Below are 18,650 nucleotides of genomic sequence, written 5' to 3' on the forward strand. Positions count from 1 at the left end.
CGCTATTTTTATATTCTTTTTAGTTTCAAGTTATCGTTTTGTCTCTCTATACTATGAATACGTAAGCCGAGCCATAGGCTACAATCAAGGTGTGTTAACCTCTTGTGAATCAAATCTTATAATAACAATGAGTTAAGAGGAAAGACTGCGGTATGGCCAAGTACAATAACACAAACTTCCACGATCTTTATAGCACTCCCAATCATCAACGGAGCAGGCAACCAAACAATCACGTTCAAGTCCGAGGCGCACGTGTCCATAATCTAAAAAACGTCGATGTTGACTTGCCACGTGATGCACTTGTGGTGTTCACGGGTATATCAGGCTCAGGCAAGTCATCGCTGGCGTTTGGGACTTTGTTCGCCGAATCACAGCGCCGTTATCTGGATTCGGTGTCACCGTATGCAAGGCGTTTGATCGATCAAGTGGACGAGCCAGATGTCGATGCCATAGAAGGCCTGCCACCCGCAGTCGCCTTACAGCAGCAGCGCGGCACACCCTCTGTACGCTCCTCCGTTGGCAGTGTCACGACCATATCGAACGGCTTGCGGATGTTGTACTCACGAGCTGGCGAGTACCCAGCAGATCAAGACATGCTCTACGCTGATGCATTTTCGCCCAATACGCCAGAAGGTGCATGCCGAGCGTGCTCTGGTATTGGCCGAGTGTTTGATGTGACCGAAGATTTGATGGTGCCTGATAGTACCAAGTCCATTCGTGAGCGGGCGATTGCGTCATGGCCCGGCGCTTGGCAAGGACAAAACTTGAGCCGGATATTGACCACGCTTGGCTATGATATCGATACGCCGTGGCACAAATTGCCCAAAAAGTCTCGCGATTGGATTTTGTTTACTGATGAAACGCCAACGGTACCAGTCTATCCTGAATACAATGTGACGCAAACGCGTGCTGCAATTGAAAAAGGAGAGAAGCCCAATTATATGGGCACGTATATCAGTGCCAAAAACTTTATTTTAAATGCCTTTACCACCACGCAAAGCCCACGGGTCAAAAAACGGGTCTCACAGTTTATGCAAATCTCTGTATGCCCAGAGTGCCACGGTAAAAAGCTCAAAAAAGAATCGCTATCAGTAAAGTTTGCAGGGCTGGATATCGGCGAGCTGTCGCAACTTACCTTAACCGATTTGGCGTTAACACTGGAAAAAACAGCGCATACAAAAATCGAAGATGACACCCCCAACCGCGAAAAAGCCATCGTCGCACAGCGGATCGCTAGCGACATTTTAACGCGTGTTGAGGCATTAACGAGACTGGGCTTAGGTTACTTATCGCTTGAGCGCACCACGCCGACATTATCGCCAGGGGAGTTACAGCGCTTGCGTCTGTCCACGCAAATACGTTCGCAGCTGTTTGGGGTGGTGTATGTGCTTGATGAGCCATCCGCAGGCTTGCATCCTGCCGACACGCAAGCACTACTCGGTGCATTGGATGAGCTCATCGCCGCTGGCAATTCAGTGTTTGTCGTCGAGCATGATGTGAGCGTTATTCGTCATGCCGATTGGGTGGTCGATGTCGGGCCACATGCGGGTACGCATGGCGGCGAGATTGTCTATAGCGGACCTGTAGAGGGTTTGCGCAAGGTTGCTGCATCAACAACGGCGCAATATCTCTTTACCGATAAAGAGACGACACACAAACAACCGCTTAGAAAACCTAACGCTTGGCTAAAGCTTGCTGATATAGAGCGTAACAATATCCAAGGGTTAAGTATTGAGTTGCCACTAGGGGTTATGAGCTGTGTGACTGGCGTATCGGGATCAGGCAAATCAAGCTTGGTCAGTCAAGCTCTAGTTGAGCTGGTCAATGAGGCATTAGGAAAAAAATCCAGTGCAGACGCGCCAGCGGATGAAGCGGATTTGTTAGAGCAGGAGTTTGAGACGGTTACTAAAGGCAAAATAATTGTTGGCATGGACAAGGTCAGCCGCCTTATTGATATCAATCAAAAAGCCATTGGCCGTACGCCGCGCTCAAACCTTGCGACCTATACAGGGCTGTTTGATGATGTCCGTAAATTGTTTGTGGCAACGGCAGAGGCCAAAGCGCGCGGTTATGATGCGGGCCGTTTTTCATTTAACACGCCAAAGGGTCGTTGCCCCAACTGTGAAGGGCTAGGGTTTGTCAGTGTCGAGCTGCTATTTTTGCCGAGTGTTTATGCGCCTTGCCAAGTTTGTCACGGTCAGCGCTATGATAATGACACGCTGGCGATCACTTACCGAGATAAAAACATCGCTGAAGTACTGGATCTAACGGTAGAAGCCGCTTATGCGTTTTTTGACGGAGAAGCCTCGATATTACGTGCTTTAGATGCTCTCTTGCAAGTTGGTCTTGGCTACTTGCGTCTGGGGCAGCCAGCGACTGAACTGTCGGGCGGGGAGGCGCAGCGTATCAAGCTTGCCACCGAGTTACAACGTACCCAGCGTGGTGATACGCTCTATATCTTGGATGAGCCGACCACCGGTCTGCATCCTGCCGATGTGTCGATGCTAATGGCGCAATTGAATGCGCTCGTCGAGGCGGGCAATACTGTCATTATGGTTGAGCACGATATGCAAGTGGCCAGCAATAGCGACTGGATTATTGATATTGGTCCAGGGGCAGGGGATGCGGGTGGATCTATCGTTGCTCAAGGCACGCCTATTGAGGTGGCGCAGTCCAAGACTAGTCGTACCGCACCCTTTTTATTGGTGTAGTGTTATTAGTATTAATCAAACTAACAATGTCTTTAAAAAAGGTAAGCTGGATAAATAAGCAGTTGTCGCAGTATTTTCGACAACTGCTGCAGATGGTGAAAATTATCGAGTAGATCATTGCATTTAAGTAACTCAGTACTATAGCCGTTAAAGCGAGTCTTAAAATTAGAAAATCATAAATACTTAGGCGTTTGACGTACATTGTTAGCTTGTTCAAACGCATAACCCAATCGGAATAAATCAGGCTCGTGATAGGGCAAAACAACCAGCTCCATACCCACGGGTAACCCATTTTTACTAAATCCAGCAGGCAAACAAATCGATGGCATCCAAGTTTGTGAAGCAATCAAAGTATTTGTTGGGAAAGTTAATACTTGATGCTTGCCATCACGGACATCTTGTTTCGATGGTGGCAGAATCTGAATGCAAGGAAATACCAGTGCATCTAAGTTGTTTTTTGCAACGATTCCGGCAACTAGGCGCTGGAATTTGTCACGAGCGGCAAGTTTTTTGAAATAATCAGGCTCATCTTCTGGGTTTACTGGCCCCTCAAAGATATCAATTAAAAGGTCCAGCACAGGATGAAATAAGCCTTTTTCTTTGATTTCTTCAAGGCTTTTGATTGGCATATTTTCACGTGAGGCTAAAAACTCATTGATGTCGTGTCGTGAATGCGAACCATATAAGGAGGTTTCAGTAATGTGTTCCATCATATCTGGAATTTCAACATCGATGAGTTCTGCACCAGCGCTCTTTGCTTGTTCAAGAGCTGAGTCGATAATCTGATTAACTTCTGCTGATTCAGTGTCATCGTTTGATCCATAAGCATTACGGACAACGCCCAGACGCGCATTTTTAAGACTGTTAATATCCATCGCATCCGCATAGCTGCCTTGATGATTGGCAATACTTGCGGCAGTAGTATATTCATCTTTTGGATCATAGCCCACCATTGCATCTAGAAGAAGAGCAGCATCTGTAACGGTACGCGCTATCGGTCCTGCTGTGTCTTGAAATACTACAAGAGGTGAAGTGCCGTCGCGACTGATTAGGCCTGGCGTAACACGGACACCAACGAGATTGGTAAAACTGGCTGGCAGGCGTATAGAGCCACCAGTATCTTCGCCAACTCCGACTAATCCTAGATTCGCCGCTATCCCAGCGGCTGTACCACTACTAGAGCCGCCTGGATCATGCGACAAAACATACGGGTTCTTAGTTTCGCCCTGTTTTGAGCAGAATCCAAACCATGAGGATGCAAAATCTGGCAATACTGTCTTGGCAAGGATGATGGCGCCAGCCGCTTTGATCTTTTTGACAACGGTTGCGTCGTCTTTTGGTTGGTAGCCGTCTTGAGCGATAGAACCAAAGGTCGTCATCATATCTTTGGTTTCTATCTGATCTTTTACAAGCACCGGTACGCCATGCAACGCCCCAACAAACTCTCCTGTTTCTGCAAAATGTGAATCAAGGCGATCGGCTTCATCGAGCGCGAGTGGATTAATAGTAATGATAGAGTTAAGAGTAGGACCAGATCTGTCAATGGCTTCGATTCGGTCGAGGTATGCTTCAACCAGACCTCGAACAGTAAGCGATCCATTCTTAAGGTGCGTCTGCATATCAGCAATAGTTAATTCTTCAATTTCGAGATTTTTCATGATGATTTTCCTTCTTCCTTGAAATTATTATTAATGAAAGTTAAGGAGCCGCTACCTCGATACCCGCGTTATCAAGAGCTGCTCGTACTGCTTTTATCAGTGAAAGGGCGCCTGGAGTGTCACTGTGAATACATACAGAATCGAATTTAACCGTTAATAGCTGGCCATTAATTGACTCTACTTCATTATGCTGGCAGGCACGTAATACTTTTTGTGCCACAATCTTAGGATCAAGTGGCTTGATCTTGCGCACAAACACAAGATTTCCTTCATCGTCGTAATCACGATCTGCATAAAACTCATGCACTCTATGTAACCCAGCATTTTTTGCTGCATGATCAATTGTTGTGTCTGCCAAGCAGTAAATAGCTAAGTTGGGAGCGACAATTGCTAGGGCAGAAGTTAGCTTTTCAGCAAATTCTTCATCTCGTGCTGCGTGCATAAATAATGCGCCATGCAGTTTGAAATGATGCATCTTTAGACCTTTAAGATGAGCAAGTTCTCGTAGAGCACCTAATTGGTACAATGCATCATTCACCAGTTCATCAGCAGATGCTAAGATATGGCGACGTCCAAAGCCGACCAAGTCACGAAAACCTGGATGGACACCAATGCATACTTCATGGCGCGCTGCCAGCCGCAGCGTCTCAGCCATAGTAGAGGGGTCGCCGGCGTGAAAACCTGCGGCAATATTGGCTGAGCTAATAAGTGGCATAATATCGGGATCGACCCCGTCGCCAATCGTCCAAGCGCCAAATCCTTCTCCCATATCTGAATTTAAGTCAATCGTTGATACCATTGAAAAGCTCCTTAGCAATATCTTTATGTTTATGTCCATTAAAAAGCTATATGAATATTATTAAAGCCATTTATGAATGAGGGTTGCGCAAAGTCAAAGCGGTACAGGTAGTAGCTAAAGCAAAAAGGTTTATTGTTATAAAAGCTTCATGCGTAGCTCTAGGATATGCACTTTAATCATAGACGCTTTGATAGAAGAGAGATATATTGCAATGTAATTTTTAATTTAAGTTTTTTTGAAAAAGGTAAGCTCAACGTAATGAATCATTTTAGACTAAAGCATACAGCTTTATTTTGAGCCTTATATGTTTAGGGCGCATGTATTAGGCTTTACTTTTAAAAGATGAAAAATAGAGCAGGGTACTTATATATTTGCGCACATTAAATCATAACGATATCAAGCACTATATAAATATCATCGCTGCTCTCAGTTTGTTTGGTAACATCGTGCAGTAAATAGATGGGATAAATATGGTTTAAACGTTAACGTTAGGGAAAATCAATATGTTCGAGATAATAAAAGACTGGCGCGAGCAGCGAATACTGGATAATAGCGAATTTACCGAGGCTGACTGGACACAAGCTGCCAAGCGTATTGTGATACTCGATAGACTAGACAAGGATGAGATGTCTCGTTTGTTTGATTTGGCGACATTATTTTTGGAGGACAAATCTATTAACGGCGCTCAAGGCTTTGAGATTACCGATGCTGTTAAGCAGTCTATTGCCTTGCAAGCTTGTCTGCCTATCTTAAATTTAGGACTTGAGTGGTACGCTGGCTGGTCGTCAGTCATCATCTATCCTGGTTCATACAAAAGCGAGACCAAAACAGTAGATGAGTTTGGTATTGTTCATGAAGGCCAGCAACATCGAAGCGGGGAGGCATGGCAGCGTGGGCCTGTGGTTTTATCATGGAAGGATGCCAAGCACTCAGGCGAGCGTGACGGTCACAATGTGGTCATTCACGAGTTTGTGCATAAGCTCGATATGCTTAATGGTCGCGCCAATGGCTTTCCGCCACTACAACCTGATATGGATCCTGAGCGTTGGACTGAGGTTATGAGTCGAGATTTTGAAGACTTCCAAAAGCATCGTAAATCTGGTCTAGATCGTTATGGTGCGACCAATCCGGCTGAATTCTTTGCTGTGCTAAGCGAAGTATTTTTTGAGACCCCGTAAAAGCTGGTAGACGCTTATCCTGATATTTATGAGATTATGGTGAAATTCTTTCGACAGACGCCACTATAACTTATATAAAAAACTGAATATATAGCCATAACAACAAACAAAAAGGGCAGTGCATCACATACGATGCATTGCCCTTTTTTATCGAATTTAACTAAAAAATCATGTAACTATGTTTTTTCTAAACTGTCCATTGGTCATTAATAATAGCCACCAAATAACGCTTACCTTGATATTCATCAAACACTAAGCGCATGATGCGCCAGTCCATCCCATCGTATTCATCTGATCCTTCATAATAGAACTCAACCACATCCGAATTTTGATAGATATCTCTTACATTATTAATCATACCACCTGTTTGGCGGAATTCATTGATACTGGTGGAGCTATTATTATACTTTTGCGCAGCTACCCAAGTAGCTAGGTATTTTGGTAGTGGGATTATTAATGGATTGCCAGTACCGTCAAGTTCGCCCCAAGTGAAGCGAATTTTAGACTGTTGTAGATACTGTGCATATTGCTCACGGCTAAAGACTTTATCAGCTTCAGGGCGCACATAAGCGTACATTGAGAAGCGAACGCCACGTGTCGGATGGATATCATTGGTGATGCGAGCGTAGTCATTATTAGCGAGTGCACGCTGGATACGTAATGCTTGCTGTCTGAGAGTTTGCTGACTTATATCTGAGACAACTGTCGTCGATGAGTTACCGTTTGATTGGTTAGTAACGGTTGCATTTGACTCAGCAGAAGATTGGCAACCGGTAGTAACTAGTATTGAAGCAAAGCACACAGCGGCTGATAGTTTATAAAGATAGGACTTAGAAATATCAAAACGAGATGACAGCATCATAACAATATCCTTATCATAGCTTATTGCTTTTATAAAAGTGGAATTAAAGAAGAGTTAGACTAATATAAATACTAAACAATTATGCAGTAAAATGCTAGTTTATATGTGTTTTAATGAATTTAATACTTAAAATGTCATAGTTCATGGAGGACACCATGCAAAAAACGATATTTACTATAATAATGTTAATAATAGGGTTTTCTGCTATGACGGCTAGCGCTAATCTAACTGAGCCGTTACAGAAGGTTTTTGCCATGAAAGTTAATACTATTGCCAAGATGTACCAGCAGGATGTGAATAATCAAGGTCAAGATTATCCGGTTGTGCTGCAACAATATGGCAGTCCAGAGCTACGGGCAGCAATGCAGCTTGAGCAGGATTACTTTGATAAAGAGCAAGTGTCATGTCACATTGGGTATGACGTGTTGTGGAGTTCTCAAGATCCTGACTATGCACAAGACAAGCAGTTTTCAGTGACCACAAAAGGTTTGGTCAAAGTCAGCTTAGTGCAAGGTAATGATGTTTATTATGAGCTGTCATGTGATAGCATCGATAATGAAGAAAATTGCCAAGTGGCAGATGTCATCTTAGATGAGGATGGTACATCGTTACAAGAGCATTTACTGAAGCATTGTCGTTAGCTGGAATATAAGAGATAGATGTGAGTATTAATATCTATTAATTAAGAAGGAATATAGATATTTAAGTATGGAATAAATTCTTTTAGAAATGAATGGCAAGACTTGTAGACAGAACTGGATAACAAATAATTGGACTAAAATATTATGCGCTTAACATCTAAGACCGTTGGTTTGTTTTCGCATAATGTATATTATGTTAAATAGACTGTTTTATATCAAACTGCGTTGGCAGCTCACATCTATAAAAAAAACAAGGGATAAACAAATATCCCTTGTTTGTGCTTAGTGAGTCTTTACCAGCTATAACCCAAACCTACACCACCAGAAGTCTCATCTTTGGTGAAAGCACCGCCAACACTGACACTTGCATTAGGATGGATGACGCGTTGATAGCCGACTGAAACCGCTTGCTCAGATCCTTGAAAACCTGCACCTACGCCTATACGGTTTTTACCTGATAGGCCTGATGTACTTGTAGCCATGTTTAACATTGCGGCACTCATGGCACCCTGACGATCAAAACGCTCATCGACCTCCCGAAAACGTCTGTCAGTCTCAACCTCATAATTTTGGAATGTGTTATTCAAAGTCGCTATACCAGTATCAGTATAGGCATTGGCCGTTTCGATAGCGTTCGTTTTTTCAGCTTGTAGTTGTCTGACGTTTACCGCATCATGCTCATCAGTGCCATCAGCGACATTTATTATTTGACGTTGGTTACTAGCAGAGCCAACGGATACGGTGTTGTCACGGTCAGAGCTAGAATCATTACCCAATACCACCGCATTTTGAGCTGATGTATTCACGTTGTTGCCTACTACAAAAGTATTGTCACCAGACACCGTATTATCGTTACCGAAAGCGTAACTGCTATTGCCGCTGACGATATTTGGGTCACCAATCGCCCCAGAATGGTCTCCTGTGACCTGATTACCGGTACCGATACTAATGGATTGCACACCGCTTGCTTCTGAACCATCACCAATGGCAATAGATTGCTCACCTTCACCTTGCCAGACTGCGTTATTGGCGCTTGTAGCATTATTATCTATAGCATTTGCCTCTACCGACCTCATACTTGCATTGTCGGCAGTTGCAAACTCTGCAAACGTAAACCTACTGATTTCATTCTCAATAGGTGCAGGTCCAATAGATGCAGGCTGAATCATAGCTGACTGGGGGGTAACTAAAAAGTTTCTTTGTATCACTAGTATTTGATCATCGACGTAACGTTTATTGGCAGCATCATAATCGTTTTGTGGACCAGCAACGTTGGTGATACGTTTCTCACTACCTGCGCGGCCCACTGAAATGGTATCTACCTCATCCGCAAGAGAATTATGGCCAATGGCCGTGGCACGTGCTGCTGTAGCGCGGCTGTTACTTCCAAATACGCTACTAAAACTACTTGAGGCAATATTTCTATAACCCACCGCACTACTACTAATGCCCGTTGCTTTATTAAAAGAGCCTAGCGCACTGCTATATTCACCATCCGCGTCATTCTTGTAACCCACCGCACTACTTGCATTACCTGATGCGATATTGGAACGACCTACAGCATTGCTGGCAATACCCACTGCTCTATTGCTAATGCCTATGGCACTGCTAATATTACCTGATGCCGTATTGGAGCGACCTACTGCGCTACTATTGCTAGCAGATGCATAATTATCACTACCCAATGCGCTGCTATTGCTAGCAGATGCTATATTATTAGAACCAACTGCACTACTATCAGTACCTCTTGCTTTATTTTTACGACCCATCGCACTACTAGCAGCACCCGAAGATTCATTGGAAACACCTACTGCACTGCTAACAATTCCTGATGCAGTATTAGAGCGACCCAGCGCACTGCTATCAACACCTAGTGCTGTATTACTAACCCCTATCGCACTGCTATTACGTGTTGATGCCTTGTTAGCAGCTCCTATTGCATTGCTAAAGTCATCCGATGCTTCATTATTGAAACCTATCGCACTACTAAATCTACCCGATACCGTATTGGAACGACCCAGCGCACTGCTTTTTTCACCCGATGCTGTGTTATTAGCCCCTAATGCACTGCTGTTTTCACCTGATGCCGTATTTCCAGAGCCCATTGCGCTGCTCCAACCGCCTGATGCCCTATTCTCGTTACCTACTGCACTACTATATTCTCCCGATGCAGTATTGCCACTGCCTACGGCACTGGTCCCAAAAAATGTCGCTGTATTGCTGTCACCGATAGCACTGCTTAAGGCACCACGTGCAGTATTGTTATAACCTACTGCACTGCTATAGTCACCTGATGCGTTGTTGTTACTACCTAATGCACTACCCCAACCACCCTCTGCGCTATTACCATTACCCACGGCACTGCTATTATAAAGACCGTTTGCAGTATTGTTATAGCCTACTGCAGTACTGTTTTCTTCACCTACTGCTTTATTACCATTACCTAATGCACTACTATTAAGTCCTGATGATTCATTTATGTAGCCAACCGCACTGCTGTTTTCACCCGATGCGGTATTGTTATCACCCACTGCACTGCTATCAGTACCCTCTGCTGTATTTGAACGACCTATCGCACTGCTATCAGAACCCCTTGCCGAATTTCCAGACCCTACTGCACTGCTACCATCACCTGATGCTTCATTAAAAGCCCCCATCGCACTGCTATATTCACTCGATGCGGTATTGTTAGAACCCACCGCACTGCTTAACAAGCCCACTGCTGTATTGCTAAAACCCACCGCACTGCTATGTTCCTCCAACGCCTGATTTTTATTACCTATAGCACTGCTGTCCCTACTCGATGTGATATTGTTATAACCCACCGCACTGCTGTATCTACTCCGTGCGGTATTGCTATTACCCACTGCACTACTGTTTGTAAATAATGCTTCATTACCGAAACCTACCGCACTGCTACTATTGCCCGATGCAGTATTACCGTTACCTACGGCACTACTCAAGGGACCGCTTGCAGTATTATTATGACCTACTGCACTGCTATCAGTACCTTCTGCTTTATTATTAGCCCCTACCGCACTGCTGTTTTCACCCGATGCATCATTGATATAACCTACGGCACTGCTGTTTTCACCTGAAGCAGTATTCTCATTACCCAATGCACTGCTATAATACCCTGATGTAGCATTGCCACGACCCAGCGCATTGCTCCAACCACCCTCTGCGACATTACCATTACCTATTGCGATGCTATATTCTTCTAATGCTGCATTGCCATTGCCTATCGCACTAGTTCCCCAAGTCTGCGCGTTATTGTTACTACCCACAGCACTGCTTTGATGACCGAATGCCTTGTTATTATAACCTAGAGCATTGCTGCCATCGTGCATTGCTTGATTTTTACTACCGACCGCACTACTAAATATACCCCCTGCCATATTATCAAAACCGACTTCTGTACTGAATGAAGGCATTGGATTTTCATCAAGGTCTACATCACTACTGTTTTTATTTAAATCAATGTAACTAGGATCTGTATTATCAAAACCGGTATCTGCCCAAACCGTAGTGCTAATCGCTGTCATACCAAGAACTAAAGCTTTTAGAGTCAGCATTGGATAATTAGATGAACTGTTGGATGAATGACTAGATAGGCTAATCGTTTGGCTAATACTACCAGTTACGCCGTTGGTTTTGCCTGCACTTTTTGCCGTCTCAGAGGTGACTACCACCTGCCCTAATGATTGGTTCCAAATTTTTTTGAATATCTTATTCACTGCTTGCTCCTTCACTTTAAAAAATACTTTCGATTAGTATTCATCAAAGCGAATATGTTTACAAGCTTACAAAATGTAAATATGGCGTAATTTTTTATTACTAATTTATACAAAAAAATATGATAAGAATATTAGCGAACAATTTTCTATCTATTTAATAAATGAGAAAATCAATCTCTTACAAAGTATATGGTATTCCTATAACTATCGAAAATATACCGCCAATATAAAAAAACACGCTCTATTATTGAATAATAATTATTCAATAATAGAGCGTGTTTAATCTTGATAAACCAGTAGCCTAACTCTAAGTATTACCACTTTGTGACTAGTTTGCTTTCAATACCAATTCGCTTTCAAACAAATGTAATGTTTTATTGATAAAAATAATTTAATAACAAAAGTCTGTTTAAATATTTTTGTGTGTATTTGTTATCTTACTACAATATTCACTTATTAATTCTATAAAAAATAGTATTAATATTATATTTTATCTTTAAATATTGTTACTATAAATCTAAAGCTGTTTCTTATAAAACCTCCTTTAAGTACTTACAATTCAATTATATGTCACAACGACTAGTTGTTCGTTTCTCGATATAGAGTACTTTGCGCTTCCTCTGCAAAATCCTCATAACTAATTGTAGCCTCATTATCGCTATTTTTGACAAGGTCAGCTTCTGTATCGCTGGTATCGGTCTTTGGAGATACTGCAGTAACCAGTTGTGTTGTGCTAGTCTTTGACCGCGTATCTTTTATTTGTTCATCGCCTAACGTAGATTTGTCGATTGGCTTGTCTACAGACAACTCTCCTACCGTTGCAACGTTATCTGACAAATTTGCCTCACTTACATCGTCAGATTTCGCTACCGTCCCTTCACTACTCAATGTCTTTATGCTCGCAGTATCTGGTCCATCAGCGCTCACCACTGTTGTATTTGGGCTTTCTGTAGCTGGCTCAGTATTAGTAAATATACCTGTCATAGTCAGTATAGTAATCACAAGGGCGCTCAGCAGTAACCCGCAAACAATACCAATAATCAATAGCTTGAGTTTTAGGCTACCAATCTGCTTATCCTCTGTTACGCCTGTTTGTTGAATGTCAGCGTCTGCTTTTAAGTCAGTAGGTAGTACGGATGCTGTCGCGGCGTCGTCAAGCGTAGGATCTTCATGTGAAGAGAGCAAAGACAGCTCCAACCCATCATCAGTGTTTTCTGTATTTGCTTTAGAGGTAACTAGCTGTTGGGCTTTGATTTTTTGATCATTATGTGAGGTCTGTTCAGTTTCTAAAGAAAGCTGCCACTCTGCATTATCTAAAGGTTCAGATGCAGTTTCTGCATATGGTAATTTTTCTTTAAAATTGGCACGACTTAAATTTTTGTCAACATTAGATTCACTAATACCCTGTATGCGATTAATAAAACGCTCATATATGTCACTGGTTTTATTGTCTTTTTTGCAAACGGAGGCAGATAAACTTTCTTTGTCCTCCACGTTGTTTTTGTACAAATCACTATTGTCTGATTTATTTTTGCCTAAATTACGGTCATCTAAATTAATTTTTTCTAAGTGACCTTTGTTGAATTCATTCATATGTTAATAAACCAAGTAATGCCGTTAATATTAAGTGATTGCAAAAACTACGCTATCATAACTGCGTTATGATACTTTGGATCCAATTGACATACGCACGACGCCATTAATTCGATCAAAGATGAAAAAAGCTACTATGATAGGACTATAAACAATGGATTTAAAGCAGATCAATGCTTTTATTGCTATCGCCGACCTCAAAAGCTTTAGTGCTGCCGCTAAAAAAACAGGCTTATCACAACCAAGTCTTAGTCGCCAGCTAAAGCAGCTTGAGGCGGGTATGGGCGTGATACTGGTTGATCGTTATCACCGGCCACTACAACTGACTAAGGCCGGCCAGTTCTTTTATGATAAAGTCAGTACAGTATTGACAGAGCTCAATACCATCACCAGTATGACCCAGCGCTTATCAGCACCAAGTAAAGCACTTAACATAGGTTTTGTGCCATCAGTACTTTATGGGCACTTACCAGACATCATTGCATCCTTAAAGCAGCAAAATCCTGATATCGAAGTCAATCTTAAAGATATCAGCTCATATCAACAAGTAGAAGCGTTAAAATCTGGTGATATTGATGTTGGCTTTGGCCGCTTTGCTCATCAAGATGCCTGGATACAGCAAATTTTATTGCGTCATGAGCGCTATCTGGTGGCATTGCCCAAAGCCCACCCACTTGCCAATACTACAGATCAACGCTTGATCGATTTGGCAAACAACCGCCTAATTTTATATCATCAAACACATTTACCAGTATCTACTACCGCAGCCACAACCCTATCGACCAAAAGTGGCGAGACAGACAGCGAACCGTTATCAGTTAGTGAACCTGTCACCGAACCTTTGTTACACTTGTTTGCAAGGTATGGCATCACCCCGCTAATGACGACTGAGGTGAGCGACTTACAAGTTGCGCTTGGACTTGTGGCGGCAAGCGAAGGAATTACATTAGTACCAGCCAGCCTACGCACAGTACGTACCGAACAAATCAGTTACCAGCGCTTAATTCATGAGAATATCACCTCTCCTGTGTATTTGCATACACTAAAAGACTTTATTCACCCTAAAATCCCCAATCTTTTAGACGCAATCTACGCCGTTTATGAACAACGTGGTATTACTTATCGACGGCAAAAATTTGGGTCAAAGCTATAAATTATAAGAATAGTCTGAAATTATCAGATATAGAATGCATATTATGGTATAAAGAACCGCCAAAAAAAACAATGCTAATGCTTGATATTATTTATTCATTATGATAACCACCAGTAATGGCAATGCAAAAAAATAGTAATAATAACTTGAATAATCATTATTCTGAATAGCATAGGTGTGCTAAAGTCGATACGATATGAATCGTTTTATATTTCGGCCCGACTTAAATAGAACGATTTTTTAATGATCATTGGCAAGCTGACACAGGTAAGTGATAATTTGCCGTTTTAACCATTTCGAGGTACTTATGACCACACAACCAATTAATAACCCTGATACTGTTAGAGAGGCTCAAAAAGAAGGCTTCAGTTGGCGTATCTTTGGGCCAGGTATTTTGATGGCAACTGCTGCCATCGGCGGCTCGCATCTGATTTCATCAACGCAGGCGGGGGCTATATACGGCTGGCAGCTGGCGATTATGATTATTCTGGCCAACGTCTTTAAGTACCCTTTCTTTCGTTTTGGCACAGATTATGTTTATGATACCAGCGAAAGTTTGATCGCCGGTTATGCCAAACGCTCAAAAGCGTATCTTTGGATTTACTTTGTTTTATCTATCTTATCCGCGGTGATTAGTACAGGTGCCGTGACGCTACTGGCCGCGGTAATATTGGGCTTTATGTTGCCAGCTTCTATAGGGCTGTCCAGTATCAGCTTGGCTATCATAATCGTTGCTGTATCGTGGTTTTTTCTCATTGCTGGTCATTATAAGTTGCTCGATGGGGTGACTAAGTGGATTATGATTGCACTCGTCTCCGCAACAGTGTTAGCAGTCTTGATTGCTGCTGGCAAACCGACGGTAATGACTGCTGACTTTATTCCTACGTCTCCTTGGAATTTAGCAACTTTAGGGTTTATTGTGGCATTGATGGGTTGGATGCCAGCGCCACTTGAGTTTGCTGCCATTACTTCGATGTGGACCTCTGCAAAGAGAAAAGCGGACAATACCACTCATAAACAAGGTCTGCTTGATTTTAATGTGGGCTTTTTAGTGTCTGCTATCTTAGCGTTGTTCTTTTTATCATTAGGTGTTTTTGTTCAGTATGGCTCCGGTCAAGAGATTCAAACCGCAGGCGTTGCTTATATTGATCAGCTTATCAATATGTATACTGCCACTATTGGCGAATGGTCAAGACTGCTGGTCGCCTTCGTCGCCTTTATGTGTATGTTTGGTACTACGATTACCTGTGCGGATGGTTATGGCCGTGCCAATGCTGAATGCTGGCGTTTGCTAAAAGGTGAGAGCGAGATCAACAAAAAGCAGGTTGCGTTTTGGACGACTTATGCAATTGGCGGTGGCTTGGTTATCATCACTTTCTTCACCGGACAATTAGGCGCGATGTTAAAGTTTGCTATGATATCAGCCTTTGTATCGGCGCCTATCTTTGGTTGGTTGAACTATACTTTAGTAAAAAATCATCAAAAGCTATCAGCAGGTATGAATGCTTATTCGATAGTAAGTTTGTTGTTCTTAGGCGGTGTCGCTCTATTATTTTTAGCCAATCTTGCAGGTCTGCTTGGCTAAAAGCGTAAAGCGTATTGAACAATTTAAGCCATAAACAATCAAAGCCCTTTTAGCTTCTAGCTATTAGGGCTTTTTTATTACAAAAAATGTAAAAGCCCTTCCGATGAGACGTCCCTCATAGTCAATCGACTATAATTAATTGGTTATAAAAAGTACAAGTGTAACTAAATATTTCATAGTAACTTAGTTATAGCGTGTTGTTTTTATTAATATGCATAACAGAATAGAGATATCATCAATATATAGATACTATTATTCAATAAGTGAATAATGTTAAATTAAATTAACTTTTAATAAATATTTACTAAATTTACATTAGCAATGTTTACTTCCAAATTAGAGTCAAATGCGTATACTCTAAGTTAATAAAAATTTGACCATACAAGATACTGACTAGGATTTTGTATGGTGATAATAAGATTAACCCTCCATGCAAGGACTCTCAAATGACATCATCAGCTGGCGCGCGCTTTCGCAATGCCATGAAACAAAAGAACGATAATAACCAACCACTACAGATCGTCGGTACTATTAATGCCTATACGGCCATGATGGCAACGCAAGTCGGTCATCAGGCAATATACCTCTCAGGCGGCGGTGTCGCCAATGCCTCATTTGGTCTACCAGATTTGGGTATGACCAGCCTTGATAACGTGCTTGAAGATGCGCGCCGTATTACTGACGCCGTCGACACTCCTCTATTGGTTGACATCGATACGGGATGGGGCGGCGCATTTAATATCAGCCAATCTGTTAGAAAAATGGAAAAAGCAGGCGTGGCAGCCGTACATATCGAAGATCAAATTGCGCAAAAACGCTGTGGTCACCGCCCCAATAAAGAAATCGTCAGTATCTCAGAGATGGTAGACCGTCTAAAGGCTGCGCTTGATGCCAAAACTGACCCTGACTTTGTGGTAATGGCGCGTACTGATGCGCTATCAGTTGAAGGGCTTGATGCGGCGGTTGAGCGAGCGGTAGCTTTTCAAGAAGCGGGCGCTGATATGATCTTTGCAGAAGCTTTAACTGACATTGAGATGTATCGTAAGTTTACCGATGTACTAGATATTCCGGTACTGGCCAACATGACTGAGTTTGGTCAAACTGACTTGTATACCACTGAGCAGCTACATGGCGTAGGTGTCGATATGGTGCTATATCCATTATCAGCCTTCCGTGCGATGAACAAAGCGGCATTAAATGTTTATCAACATATCTTAGATGACGGCACGCAAGAAAATGTCGTCGATACCATGCAGACACGCATGGAGCTTTATGATTTCTTGAACTATCATGAGTTTGAGCAAACACTAGATAAGCTGTTTGCGGACAATAAGTAAGAAAAATAAGTAAGGTATAAACTTGTTTTCTCAAGCCCTTTTAATAGTCAATACTGTTTAACTTAATCACCTTAACAACAAGCTACCAACAAAAGGAATTTAATCATGGCAGCAGGCAAAGAACTATCAGGCGCAGGACTACGTGGTCAGGTCGCTGGCAAGACTTCACTATCAACTGTCGGTAAATCAGGCTCAGGCCTTACTTATCGTGGTTATGACGTAAAAGATTTGGCCGAGCAATGCATCTTTGAAGAAGTGGCTTATCTGCTGCTTTATGGCAACCTGCCAACTCAAAGTGAGCTAGATACCTATCAAGCCAAACTCAAAAAGCTGCGCGGTCTACCACAAGCATTAAAAGATGTGCTTGAGCGTATTCCAAGCGAAGCCCATCCAATGGATGTATTGCGTACCGGTTGCTCAATGCTTGGTAATCTTGAGATGGAAACCGACTTTGAACAGCAAAATGATAAAACAGATCGTATGCTGGCGGTATTCCCATCAATTATCAACTACTGGTATCGCTTTAGCCATGACAATGAGCGTATCGAGACTGAAACCGATGATGACACTATTGGTGGTCACTTTTTGCATCTGCTTAAAGGCGAAAAACCAAATGAGCTTCACGAACGAGTGATGAACGTTTCACTTATCTTGTATGCTGAGCATGAGTTTAATGCTTCGACATTTACCGCGCGCGTCTGTGCTTCTACGTTATCAGATATCCATTCTTGCATCACCGGTGCGATTGGTTCATTACGCGGGCACTTGCATGGCGGTGCCAACGAGGCCGCTATGGATATGATTGAAGGCTTTAGCTCACCAGATGAAGCAGAAAAAGAGATGATGGCCATGCTTGAGCGTAAAGACAAAATCATGGGCTTTGGTCACGCTATCTATAGCGAATCTGATCCGCGTAACGTCATCATCAAACAATGGGCGGAAAAACTGGCTGAGGACGTTGGTGATACGGTTTTATATCCAGTATCTGTGCGCTGTGAAGAAGTCATGTGGCGTGAGAAAAAGCTGTTCTGTAATGCTGACTTTTTCCATGCCTCAACCTATAACTTTATGGGTATCCCAACCAAGCTATTTACCCCAATCTTTGTCTGCTCGCGCCTGACTGGCTGGGCAGCTCACGTCTTTGAGCAGCGCGCAAACAACCGTATTATTCGCCCAAGTGCGGAATACATCGGTGAAGAGCCAAGAGACGTACCTCCTATCGCTGAGCGTGGTTAATTGATTGTGTTTTTTTGACTGACTAGATAGGGTGTGTATGGCATGCCCTATCGCTTTCTAAAACAGCCGCAACATTTATTTAGCAAAATTTACTATTAATAATAGGTTTTGCTAAATGAATCATACTTATACCTTTAATTTAACTAAATATAGTTCAACT

The 18,650-nt window shown here is 42.6% G+C and carries 12 protein-coding genes; 7 read left to right on the top strand and 5 right to left on the bottom strand.

The genetic code is table 11. From position 1 onward, the window contains the following. Positions 1-152 precede the first annotated feature (152 nt). Entirely contained in the window at positions 153-2,711 is a 2,559-nt protein-coding gene (gene uvrA / locus ACS8FB_RS04850; RefSeq protein ID WP_439261332.1) for an excinuclease ABC subunit UvrA, read from the top strand. Between the two features lie 173 nt (positions 2,712-2,884). On the opposite strand, the gene ACS8FB_RS04855 is transcribed toward uvrA, so the two are convergent. Both ACS8FB_RS04855 and ACS8FB_RS04860 read right to left on the bottom strand, forming a co-directional pair. Further along, the gene (locus tag ACS8FB_RS04855; protein ID WP_439261333.1) at positions 2,885-4,369 is read right to left on the bottom strand and encodes an amidase; all 1,485 of its coding nucleotides are present in this window, start codon (positions 4,367-4,369) and stop codon (positions 2,885-2,887) included. A 40-nt stretch (positions 4,370-4,409) separates the two neighbouring features. Next, positions 4,410-5,168 (bottom strand): 5-oxoprolinase subunit PxpA, encoded by a 759-nt coding sequence (locus ACS8FB_RS04860; RefSeq protein WP_439261334.1) that lies wholly within the window; start codon positions 5,166-5,168, stop codon positions 4,410-4,412. Between the two features lie 503 nt (positions 5,169-5,671). On the opposite strand from ACS8FB_RS04860, the gene ACS8FB_RS04865 reads away from it, so the two are divergent. Then, positions 5,672-6,346 (top strand): M90 family metallopeptidase, encoded by a 675-nt coding sequence (locus ACS8FB_RS04865; protein ID WP_439261335.1) that lies wholly within the window; start codon positions 5,672-5,674, stop codon positions 6,344-6,346. Positions 6,347-6,533: 187 nt separating this feature from the next. Here the strand turns inward: ACS8FB_RS04865 and ACS8FB_RS04870 are convergent, their stop codons facing one another. After that, positions 6,534-7,208, bottom strand: a complete 675-nt coding sequence (locus ACS8FB_RS04870; RefSeq protein WP_439261336.1) for a hypothetical protein — start codon at positions 7,206-7,208, stop codon at positions 6,534-6,536. 254 nt (positions 7,209-7,462) lie between these two features. Between ACS8FB_RS04870 and ACS8FB_RS04875 the strand changes: the two genes are divergently transcribed. Beyond that, positions 7,463-7,849, top strand: coding sequence for a hypothetical protein (locus ACS8FB_RS04875; protein WP_439261337.1), 387 nt, complete (start codon positions 7,463-7,465; stop codon positions 7,847-7,849). Between the two features lie 293 nt (positions 7,850-8,142). On the opposite strand, the gene ACS8FB_RS04880 is transcribed toward ACS8FB_RS04875, so the two are convergent. After that, the gene (locus ACS8FB_RS04880) at positions 8,143-11,586 is read right to left on the bottom strand and encodes an ESPR-type extended signal peptide-containing protein (RefSeq protein ID WP_439261338.1); all 3,444 of its coding nucleotides are present in this window, start codon (positions 11,584-11,586) and stop codon (positions 8,143-8,145) included. Positions 11,587-12,165: 579 nt separating this feature from the next. Continuing rightward, positions 12,166-13,179, bottom strand: coding sequence for a hypothetical protein (locus tag ACS8FB_RS04885; RefSeq protein ID WP_439261339.1), 1,014 nt, complete (start codon positions 13,177-13,179; stop codon positions 12,166-12,168). A gap of 154 nt (positions 13,180-13,333) precedes the next feature. On the opposite strand from ACS8FB_RS04885, the gene ACS8FB_RS04890 reads away from it, so the two are divergent. From ACS8FB_RS04890 to prpC, 4 genes are all read left to right on the top strand, one after another. Continuing rightward, complete coding sequence (locus tag ACS8FB_RS04890; protein ID WP_439261340.1) at positions 13,334-14,332, top strand: LysR family transcriptional regulator; 999 nt, start codon at positions 13,334-13,336, stop codon at positions 14,330-14,332. A 307-nt stretch (positions 14,333-14,639) separates the two neighbouring features. Next, positions 14,640-15,917 carry an NRAMP family divalent metal transporter gene (locus tag ACS8FB_RS04895; RefSeq protein ID WP_299220728.1) on the top strand — a complete coding sequence of 426 codons (1,278 nt, stop codon included), beginning with the start codon at positions 14,640-14,642 and terminating at the stop codon, positions 15,915-15,917. A gap of 446 nt (positions 15,918-16,363) precedes the next feature. Continuing rightward, positions 16,364-17,254 carry a methylisocitrate lyase gene (gene prpB, locus ACS8FB_RS04900; protein WP_299220726.1) on the top strand — a complete coding sequence of 297 codons (891 nt, stop codon included), beginning with the start codon at positions 16,364-16,366 and terminating at the stop codon, positions 17,252-17,254. Positions 17,255-17,359: 105 nt separating this feature from the next. Beyond that, complete coding sequence (gene prpC / locus ACS8FB_RS04905; protein WP_439261341.1) at positions 17,360-18,490, top strand: bifunctional 2-methylcitrate synthase/citrate synthase; 1,131 nt, start codon at positions 17,360-17,362, stop codon at positions 18,488-18,490. Positions 18,491-18,650: the final 160 nt, after the last annotated feature.

Origin of the sequence: Psychrobacter sp. 1U1 (assembly GCF_051847535.1) — a bacterium.
Classification (GTDB): domain Bacteria; phylum Pseudomonadota; class Gammaproteobacteria; order Pseudomonadales; family Moraxellaceae; genus Psychrobacter; species Psychrobacter saeujeotis.

Bases quoted from the DNA above. Each gene is read 5' to 3' on its own strand.
- ACS8FB_RS04890 (WP_439261340.1), top strand. From the start codon at position 13,334: ATGGATTTAAAGCAGATCAATGCTTTTATTGCTATCGCCGACCTCAAA.
- ACS8FB_RS04860 (WP_439261334.1), bottom strand. From the start codon at position 5,168: ATGGTATCAACGATTGACTTAAATTCAGATATGGGAGAAGGATTTGGC.
- uvrA (WP_439261332.1), top strand. From the start codon at position 153: ATGGCCAAGTACAATAACACAAACTTCCACGATCTTTATAGCACTCCC.
- ACS8FB_RS04895 (WP_299220728.1), top strand. From the start codon at position 14,640: ATGACCACACAACCAATTAATAACCCTGATACTGTTAGAGAGGCTCAA.
- ACS8FB_RS04870 (WP_439261336.1), bottom strand. From the start codon at position 7,208: ATGATGCTGTCATCTCGTTTTGATATTTCTAAGTCCTATCTTTATAAA.
- ACS8FB_RS04865 (WP_439261335.1), top strand. From the start codon at position 5,672: ATGTTCGAGATAATAAAAGACTGGCGCGAGCAGCGAATACTGGATAAT.
- prpB (WP_299220726.1), top strand. From the start codon at position 16,364: ATGACATCATCAGCTGGCGCGCGCTTTCGCAATGCCATGAAACAAAAG.
- ACS8FB_RS04875 (WP_439261337.1), top strand. From the start codon at position 7,463: ATGAAAGTTAATACTATTGCCAAGATGTACCAGCAGGATGTGAATAAT.
- prpC (WP_439261341.1), top strand. From the start codon at position 17,360: ATGGCAGCAGGCAAAGAACTATCAGGCGCAGGACTACGTGGTCAGGTC.
- ACS8FB_RS04855 (WP_439261333.1), bottom strand. From the start codon at position 4,369: ATGAAAAATCTCGAAATTGAAGAATTAACTATTGCTGATATGCAGACG.
- ACS8FB_RS04885 (WP_439261339.1), bottom strand. From the start codon at position 13,179: ATGAATGAATTCAACAAAGGTCACTTAGAAAAAATTAATTTAGATGAC.